The sequence below is a fragment of the Deltaproteobacteria bacterium genome (assembly GCA_016234845.1).
Classification (GTDB): Bacteria; Desulfobacterota; Deferrimicrobia; order Deferrimicrobiales; family Deferrimicrobiaceae; genus JACRNP01.
In genome coordinates this window covers 1-8,320 of sequence record JACRNP010000018.1, presented here as the reverse complement: position 1 = coordinate 8,320, position 8,320 = coordinate 1, and the positions used below count along the sequence as shown (strand labels likewise).

At 68.0% G+C, this 8,320-nt stretch carries 9 protein-coding genes and 1 tRNA gene; 7 read left to right on the top strand and 3 right to left on the bottom strand.

The genetic code is table 11. From position 1 onward, the window contains the following. Nucleotides 1–550 (bottom strand): primosomal protein N' (locus HZB86_01660; GenBank protein MBI5904254.1); only part of this gene is annotated, 550 nt, incomplete at its 3' end. 432 nt (nt 551–982) lie between these two features. Beyond that, nucleotides 983–1,059, bottom strand: a tRNA-Ala gene (locus HZB86_01655). 365 nt (nt 1,060–1,424) lie between these two features. Between HZB86_01655 and HZB86_01650 the strand changes: the two genes are divergently transcribed. The 5 genes from HZB86_01650 to HZB86_01630 are packed head-to-tail and all read left to right on the top strand — an operon-like array spanning nt 1,425 to nt 5,804. Further along, nucleotides 1,425–1,961 (top strand): helix-turn-helix domain-containing protein, encoded by a 537-nt coding sequence (locus tag HZB86_01650; protein ID MBI5904253.1) that lies wholly within the window; start codon nt 1,425–1,427, stop codon nt 1,959–1,961. 57 nt (nt 1,962–2,018) lie between these two features. After that, complete coding sequence (locus tag HZB86_01645) at nt 2,019–3,338, top strand: KamA family radical SAM protein (protein MBI5904252.1); 1,320 nt, start codon at nt 2,019–2,021, stop codon at nt 3,336–3,338. Continuing rightward, the gene (locus tag HZB86_01640; protein MBI5904251.1) at nt 3,311–4,303 is read left to right on the top strand and encodes an ATP-grasp domain-containing protein; all 993 of its coding nucleotides are present in this window, start codon (nt 3,311–3,313) and stop codon (nt 4,301–4,303) included. Before HZB86_01645 ends, HZB86_01640 begins: the two co-directional genes overlap by 28 nt. Beyond that, complete coding sequence (locus HZB86_01635) at nt 4,300–5,328, top strand: D-alanine--D-alanine ligase (GenBank protein ID MBI5904250.1); 1,029 nt, start codon at nt 4,300–4,302, stop codon at nt 5,326–5,328. The genes HZB86_01640 and HZB86_01635 overlap by 4 nt, the downstream gene beginning before the upstream one ends. Next, nucleotides 5,325–5,804, top strand: a complete 480-nt coding sequence (locus HZB86_01630; GenBank protein ID MBI5904249.1) for a GNAT family N-acetyltransferase — start codon at nt 5,325–5,327, stop codon at nt 5,802–5,804. The genes HZB86_01635 and HZB86_01630 overlap by 4 nt, the downstream gene beginning before the upstream one ends. A 12-nt stretch (nt 5,805–5,816) precedes the next feature. Here HZB86_01630 and HZB86_01625 read toward each other — a convergent pair whose 3' ends face one another. Then, nucleotides 5,817–6,731 carry a zf-TFIIB domain-containing protein gene (locus HZB86_01625; protein MBI5904248.1) on the bottom strand — a complete coding sequence of 305 codons (915 nt, stop codon included), beginning with the start codon at nt 6,729–6,731 and terminating at the stop codon, nt 5,817–5,819. A 75-nt stretch (nt 6,732–6,806) separates the two neighbouring features. Between HZB86_01625 and HZB86_01620 the strand changes: the two genes are divergently transcribed. Continuing rightward, nucleotides 6,807–7,391 (top strand): YceI family protein, encoded by a 585-nt coding sequence (locus tag HZB86_01620; GenBank protein MBI5904247.1) that lies wholly within the window; start codon nt 6,807–6,809, stop codon nt 7,389–7,391. Nucleotides 7,392–7,426: 35 nt separating this feature from the next. After that, nucleotides 7,427–8,320 (top strand): type III polyketide synthase (locus HZB86_01615; protein ID MBI5904246.1); only part of this gene is annotated, 894 nt, incomplete at its 3' end.

Sequence of the window (8,320 nt, the reverse complement as noted above, 5' to 3'; positions counted from 1 at the left end):
TCTCCGCGACGAGGAGGCCGCGGCCCGCCATCCGCTTCGCGGCGCCCGCGCCGCCCGGAACCCGCGCCGAGAGGTCGGCCGACGACAGGCCGCCCGGGGCGCGGACCGTCTCGAACACCTCCCGCTGCTTCGGAGTCATGGCGTCCCGCGGCTCCGGGCCGGGAAGACGGAACAACGTCTCCGCCCGCGGCGCCGCGGGAGCCTCCTTCCTGGGGAGGCCGCGGGGAAGCGCGGTGCGCAGTATCTCCCCCATCGGCGCGAGGCACCGCCTTGCGGCGGCGGCGAGAAATGCGAGCTGGCGCTCGGACACGTACGGGGAGTCGTCGAGGAAGGCGAGCAGGTCCTTCGCTTCGCGCCCCTCCAGGGCGGAGGCGTCGGTGATCTCGGTCACGAGGCCGGTGAGCTTGCGCCGCCCGAAGGGGACCAGGACGCGGACGCCGACCTGCGCCCGGTGCTCCTCTCCCGCCGGAACGCGGTAGGTGAACGGGTGGTCGATCGGCAGCGGCACGGCCACCTGCACGAACAGCGGCGCGGAGAGGGAGAACGTCATCCTCGGATGATACTACCGACCGCGGGGGACTGCGAAACCGTAAACCGGGGAAAAGAAGAAACCGGAACACATATAAGATCAAAAGCAGCAAAGGTAAGGAGGAGAAGGGGATTGACCGATGAGGCTTGCCCCAAGGCAGTATTTCGCGGGGTACCCCAAGGGAGCGCTGTTCGTCCGGGAAAGGGGCGGCCATCCAGGCGATTGCCCCAAGGTATTAATTCGCGGGGTACCCCAGGGAGCGCAGTTCATCCGGGAGTGGGGCGGCCCTTGGCGGCGCGGCATCGGGCTGACGCCCTCCCGTGCGTCGCGCTCATCTCCCCCTCCTGCATTCTTGGGAAGGGGACCCCAGCGGCCATGGTTTTCATCGACCGCGGGCGGGGCTCGCTAATCGCTCGGCGCCCGATGCCGGTTCAATCCCCTGGTACATGTTCGTGGTGAAGAGAGAAGGGGATTGAACCCTCGACCCCCACGTTGCGAACGTGGTGCTCTCCCAGCTGAGCTACTCCCCCACCTGCGGAGGAGAATTGTCCCCGATTTTCTCCCCGAAGTCAACAAAGGTCCCCCCGGCGAATCCGATCGGCGATTTCCACCGACGGACGACGCCTTGCGGTTCCGACACGGAAGCCGATCGCGTAAACAAAGCGCGTCGCTCCGGAATCCGCGCCGGGCAAGGCCTCACGCGACGCGAACCCGCTCCGCGGCCCATCCGGAAAGCCGTTTTTCCGGGTATAGGGAACCGTCCCTCCGTGATTAGAGGGCGCAGGTCGAATATTAAAAATCTTAATGGGATTCGGCATTTTCCGGTTGACACGATGAACCGGAGTTTTTAAACTTTGGGTAGGTTTATTAAACGGAGGGTTTAAAAAACAGTCCCGTGATCGACATCGGAGCGAGGATCAAGCATCTCCGGCAGATCAACGGACTCGCGCAGGCCGATCTGGCGGAGCGCGCCGGCCTCACGAAAGGCGCCATCTCCCAGGTCGAGCGCAACCTCACCTCCCCCTCCGTCGCCAACCTCTTCGAGATCCTCACCGCCCTCAACGAAACGCCCTCCTCCTTCTTCGCCGACGTGGACGAGGAGAAGGTGCTCTTCCGGAAGAGCGACGCCCTCCCCTCCGAGGTCACCGGATACAAGACGTTCGACACGCTCCTGCCCAAGAGCCGCTACCGCTCCCTGGTCGCCTACCGCGCCACGATCGCCCCGGGAAGGCAGACGCCCCCGGAACCGGCGCAGGAAGGGGAGAACTACATCCAGGTCCTCGCCGGGCGTCTGACGCTGCGGCTCGGGCAGATCGCCTACGTGGCCCGCAAGGGCGAGAGCCTCTACTTCGCGGGCGAGCAGGAGTTCGCGTTCTCGAACAAGGGGAAGACGCTCGTCGACTTTCTCTGGGTGCGCACGAGCGGGCGTTAAAGCGGGGGCGGCGGCCCCGGCCATCCACCCCGGACGCGGGGGGAATCGAGGAGGACCATGGAGACCCATCCCGGTGACGACGCCGTACCGCTGAGGCGCCCGAAGGGAAGGACCGCGCCGGTCGGCCTGCCCTGGCCGCAGGTCACGCGCGAGCAGTGGAACGACTACCGTTGGCAGCTGGCCCACCGCATCACCTCCGTGGAAGACCTCGCCGGCCTCTGCGGCTTTTCCGCGGAGGAGATCCGCCTCCTCTCCCGCGTGACCGACCTCTACCGCATGGGGATCACGCCGTACTACCTTTCCCTCGTCCGGTTCGACGACGCCGACGACCCGATCGCCCGCCAGGCCACTCCTTCCGCCGAGGAGTATTTCGGCGTCGAGGGCGGCGAGGACGACCCGCTGGAGGAGGAAAAGGACATGCCGGTCCCCGGGCTCACCCACCGGTACCCGGACCGGTGCCTCCTGGTGGTCACCAACTTCTGCTCCATGTACTGCCGGCACTGCACCCGGAAGCGGATCTGGTCGCTGGGCGAAGCCGCCAAGACCGAATTCGAGCTTTCCAAGATGTTCGCCTACGTGAAACGTCACGAGGAGATCCGCGACGTCATCATCTCCGGCGGCGACCCGCTGACGCTCCCGACCGAGCGGCTCGACTACATCCTGAAGAGCCTGCGGAAGATCCCGCACGTCGAGGTCATCCGGATCGGGACCCGCGTACCCGTGGTCCTGCCGATGCGGATCGACGACGAGCTGTGCGCCGTCCTGGAGAAGCACGGCCCGATCTGGATCAACACCCAGTTCAACCACCCGCGGGAGGTCACCGCCGAGGCGCGCCAGGCGTGCGACCGGCTGCTGCGGGCGGGCGTCCCGGTGAACAACCAGACCGTCCTCCTGAAAGGGGTGAACGACCACGCCGAGATCATCCGGAAGCTCAACACGGAGCTTTTGAAGGCCAAGGTCCGCCCGTACTACCTCTTCCAGTGCGACATGGTCCGCGGGCTCGAGCATTTCCGCACGCGGCTGACGAAGGGGATCGAGATCATGGAGGCGCTGCGCGGCCACACCTCCGGCCTCGCCATCCCTTCCTACGTCGTCGACGTGCCCGGCGGCGGCGGGAAGATCCCGCTGATGCCGACCTACATCCTGTCGATGGGCGAGGACCGGACCGTCCTCCGGAACTACGAGGGGATCATCGTGAGCTACGAGGAGGCCCGGGCCGACGGACGCCCGTCGGCCCGTCCGGAAACCGCCCTCCCCTCGGCGCGCAACGACGTCTACCGCCTGTTGACGGGGGAGGTCCGGGCGCTCATCCCCGCGGGGAACGAGCGGATGGCCAGGAGAAAGCGCCGGTGCGAGTCGGCCTCGCCTACAACGTAAAGCCGGCCGCCCACCCCGATCACCTGCCCGAAGACGCCTTCGAGGAGTACGATTCCGAGGCGACGGTGGGCCACATCTGCGACGCCCTCTCCCGGCTTGGCCACGACGTCCGCCGCCTCCCCGCGGGGGCGGCGTTCGTGGACGCGGTGCGGGAGGCGGCCCCCGACATCGTCTTCAACATCGCGGAAGGGGAGGGGGGCCGCTGCCGCGAGGCGCACGTGCCCGCGCTCCTCGAGATGCTCCGCATCCCGTACGTCGGCTCGGATCCGCTGACGCTGTCGGTCACCCTCGACAAGCCGGTCGCCAAGAAGCTGGTCCTGCAGGAGGGGTTCCCGACCCCCGCCTTCCGCGCGTTCCGTTCGGCCGCCGAATTCACGACGCTGCCGTTCCCCTGCCCGGTCATCGTCAAGCCCGCCTTCGAAGGGTCGAGCAAGGGGGTCCGCCTCAAATCCCGCGCCACCACCTTGGAGGAGGCGCGCGACATGGTCCGGTTCGTGACGGAGACGTACCGGCAGGAAGCGCTGGTGGAGGCGTTCGTTCCGGGGGCGGAGGTCACGGTGGGGGTGCTCGGGAACGACCCGCCGCGCGTGGCCGGGATGATGGAGATCGTGCCGAAATCGGTTCCCACGTCCGAGTTCGTCTACTCCCTCGAGGTGAAGCGGGACTGGGAGAACCGGGTGTCGTACCGCGTTCCTCCGGATCTGCCCGGGAAGACCCTCGGGGAGATCGAGCGGTGCGCGCTGGGGATCTACCGGGCCCTCGGGTGCCTCGACTTCTCGCGGATCGACTTCCGGCTCGACGCGTCCGGCACGCCGCAGTTCATCGAGTGCAACCCGCTCCCCGGGCTCTCCCCCGGGTACGGCGACCTTCCGATCATGGCGGAGCGGATGGGACTCCCCTATCTCTCCCTCGTCTCGGAGATCCTCTCCCACGCGCTGTCCCGCCTCGGCAGGACGGCCGCTTGACTCCCGTGGCCGTGACGGGCGCGCGCATCGCCGTCCTCTACACCTCCGTGTTCGAGTCGATCAAGGACGTGAAGGAGGAGATCCGCGAGGACATGGACCTGGCGGTGAGCGCGAAGGCGGTCGCCGACGCGCTGGCCGCGCGCGGTCACGACGCATGGCCGCACACCTTCGGCAAGGACGCCGGGGAGCTGGTCTCCTCGCTTCGCGCGTCGGGTCCGGACGCGGTGTTCAACCTGAGCGAATGCCCGTACCTGTCGCCGGAGAAGGAGCTCCACGCCTGCGCGCTCCTCGAGCTGCTCCGCATTCCGTACACCGGGAACGGCCCGCTCACGTTGGGGATCTGCAACAGCAAGGCGCTCACCAAGCAGCTGCTGGCCGCCAACGGCATCCCCACCCCGCGATTCCGGCTCTTCTCCGCCGATCCGGACGGGGACCCGGAGATCCCGTACCCGCTGGTCGTCAAGCCCGCCAACGAGGACGGCTCCGCCGGGATCACCGAGGACAGCTTCGTGCGGGACCTGGCCGGCCTTCGCCGGCAGGTCCGGTGGCTCAAGGAGGTGTTCCGCCAGGACGCCCTCGCGGAGGAGTACGCCGGCGGGCGGGAATTCAACGTCGGAGTGCTCGGGAACGGGACGGCGGCGGACCCGCACCGGGCGCTCCCGCCCGCGGAGCTGGTGTACCGGAACCCGCGGTGGCACCTGTGCACCTACGAGTCGAAGTGGGATTCGACCCACCCGTCCTACGCGGAGATCGCGCCGGTGTGCCCCGCGGAGGCGCCGCCCGAGCTGCTCTCGCGGCTGTCGGGGACCGCCCTCGCGTGCGCCCGCATCTTCCGTCTGACCGGCTACGCCCGCGTCGACTTCCGGATGAACGACCGGGGCGACCTGTTCGTCCTCGAGGTGAACCCCAACCCCGACATCTCCCCCGACGCGGGAATGGCGCGGGCCGCCCGGACCAACGGCCTCTCCTACCCGGAGCTCGTCGGCGAGATCCTCCGGCTGGGCATCGCGCTGGGCCCCAGGTGACGCGCATCCGCCCCATCGAGCCCGGGGACCGCGAGGCGATCCGGGCGCTGATCGCCGGGACCCGCGCATTCAAGCCGTTCGAGGTGGACGTGGCGATGGAGCTGGTCGACATCGCCCTGACGAAGAAGGAGCAGGAGGATTACCACCCGTACGTCCTGGCCGAGGAGGACGGCACGGTGGCCGCGTACGCCTGCTTCGGAAAGAACACCATGACCGCGGGGACCTTCGACCTGTACTGGATCGCCACGCGGGCGGACCGGATGGGGAAAGGGTACGGCAGGACCATCCTGTCGTTCGTCGAGGAGGAGGTCCTCAAACGCGGGGGGTACCTCCTGGTGATCGAAACGTCGTCGCAGGAGAGCTACGGCTCCACGCGGGTATTCTACGACAAGGCCGGATGCACTCTCGCCGCCACGCTTCCCGACTACTACGCGATGGGCGACGACAAGCTCATCTACCTGAGACGGCTCCGCTGACCGCGGAGCCGGTCACAGCCCGAAGATCCGCCCCAGCAACCCCTTCTCGAGCTCCACCGCGGCCTCCAGCTCCCCCGCGTCCATCCAGACCCCGTCGCACGAGGAGCAGCGGTCGACCTTCAGGGTCTTGTAGTCCACCTCGATCAGCTCCATGCCGCACTTGGGGCAGTGCATGAAGTGCAGATCCCGCTGCCGCTGCTTTTCCTGGGCGGCCATCTTCCTCTGCTTCTCCTCCTCGATCCGCTTCCTCCGCTCGAACTCCAGGCGTGCGAAATATTCCTCCTCGCTTTCGGCCGATTTCCTGGGCGTCCCGACCATGATCGATCCCTCCCGATAGTGGATTCCCGTCTTCCCGGAGGCATTATACCCATTCTCCGGATTCCGCAATACGAATGAACCGGCGAACCGGTCCGCGTAGTCCGTGCACCCGATCAACGCGCCCTCCTCGATCCGGATCCGCTGGCGCAGCACCGCCAGGTTGGCGGCGGAGAACAGCACGAGAGTGGCGGGGGCGCGCACCAGGGCCGGGAGGATCAGGAATTCGAGCACGATGGCCATGTAGTTCGGGTGGCGGAGGAACCGGTACGGACCGGACCGGACGACCCGGGCGCCCGGAACGACGATGACCCGCGTGCTCCAGAACTCCCCGAGCGAGAAGATCGCCCAGTACCGCAGGAACGTAACCGCCGCGAGGGCGGCCAGGCATCCCCACGTCAGGGGATCCAGGGGTACGCTCCACGGGTGCGATTCCAGCGTCAGCGAAGCCAGGAACAGCGCATGGAGGCCGACCATCGTGCGATGCGTCTCCGGGCGGAGCTCCACTCCGCCGCGGGCAAGGAGCCGACGACGGTTCCGGGCCGAAAGCCAGATCTCGAAGAGCCGCTGCGCCGCCAGCATCGGGGGCACCCAGGCGGTCGTCATGTCCATGGTATCATTGTAAGTGAAGTCTCCCGACGCGTGCCTCCCCGCCCGCCGGGAACGCGCGAGAGGAGCGGTACCCCCGTGAAATTCAGGATCGCGTTCCTCCTGGTGACCCTGCTGGCGGGTCCCGCTTTCGCCGATGAGCTGCAGGGGAACTGCGACGTCCGCTTCCTGGCCACCTCCACGCTCCACGACTTCTCCGGCACCGCGCGCTCCCGGACCTTCGCGGCGCCGCTTTCGAAGGACGCCGCGGGGAGACGGACCCTTCCCGCCGTGGAGGTGCTGTTCCCGGTGTCGGAGATGAGGACCGGCAACGAATCCCGGGACACGAAGATGCGGGAGATGTTCCAGGCCGACCGGCACCCGGTGATCCGTGCGGTTGCGCGGAACATCGACGCGGAGGCGTTCCGCGAGCGGCTTCGGAAGGACGCCGGAGGAACGATGCCCATCGAGGCGACCCTCGCGATCCGCGGCGTGGAGCGGAAGATCCCCGCGACCGCCGGCAACTGGAGGGAAGAGGGGGACCGGATCTCCTTCGACGTCGAATTCCCCTTGTCGCTCAAGGAGTTCGACCTGAAACCCCCCTCCGTCCTCGGCCTCATCCGAGTCGGCGACCGGGTCGTCGTGAAGGGGACGATCGCCGTCACCGTCCGGGGCACCCCCTGAAGGACCGGTTCGTCCCGCGGGAACGAAAGGGAGCCATGACCGCCTGGATCCATCGGATCGACACGCTTCTCCCGGACTTCTCCTTCAACCAGGAGGAGGCGATGGCGAAGATGCAGGAGTGGTCAGGAAGCGATCGGGAGAGGCGGCTCGTCCGCGCCGTGTATCGCAACTCCGGCATCGAGCGGCGGCACTCCGTCCTGCGGAACTTCGACGGGGAGGGAAAGGACGCCTTCTTCCGGCGCGACGCCGACGGGAAGCTGCGCGGACCGGGCACCGCCGCGCGGAACGACATCTTCGCCGCCGAATCCCGGGAGATGTCCGTGCGGCTGGCGCGGAAGATCCTTTCGAACTGCCCCGGGATCGGCCCCGGCGACGTGACCCACGTCGTCACCGTGTCGTGCACCGGCTTCTACAACCCCGGACCCGACTTCCACATCGTCCGGGAACTGGGGATGTCCGACGCGACGCAGCGGTACCATCTCGGGTTCATGGGGTGCTACGCGGCCTTCCCCGCGCTGCGGATGGCGGCCCAGTTCTGCGCGGCGGACTCCTCCGCCGTCGTCCTCGTGATGTGCGTCGAGCTGGGCACGCTGCACCTCCAGCTCACCGGTTCGGAGGACAACCTGCTGGCGAACTCCCTGTTCGCCGACGGCGCGGGCGCCGCGATCGTTTCCGCCCGTCCGCCCGTGCCGGGGGCCCCCTCGCTGCGCATCGGGGAGTTCCGATCCGCGCTCGTCCCCGCGGGGGAGCAGGACATGACCTGGAAGATCGGGGACCGGGGGTTCGACATCGCGCTGTCCTCCTACGTGCCGAAGATCATCGGCGGGAACATCCGCGGCCTGGTGGAACCGGCCCTCGGAGGCGCGGGGCTCGCCCTCCCCGACATCGACCTCTGGGCGGTCCACCCGGGCGGAAAATCGATCGTCGAC

Excerpts from the sequence above, each read along its gene's own strand:
- HZB86_01645 (MBI5904252.1), top strand. The coding sequence starts at position 2,019 with ATGGAGACCCATCCCGGTGACGACGCCGTACCGCTGAGGCGCCCGAAG.
- HZB86_01625 (MBI5904248.1), bottom strand. The coding sequence starts at position 6,731 with ATGGACATGACGACCGCCTGGGTGCCCCCGATGCTGGCGGCGCAGCGG.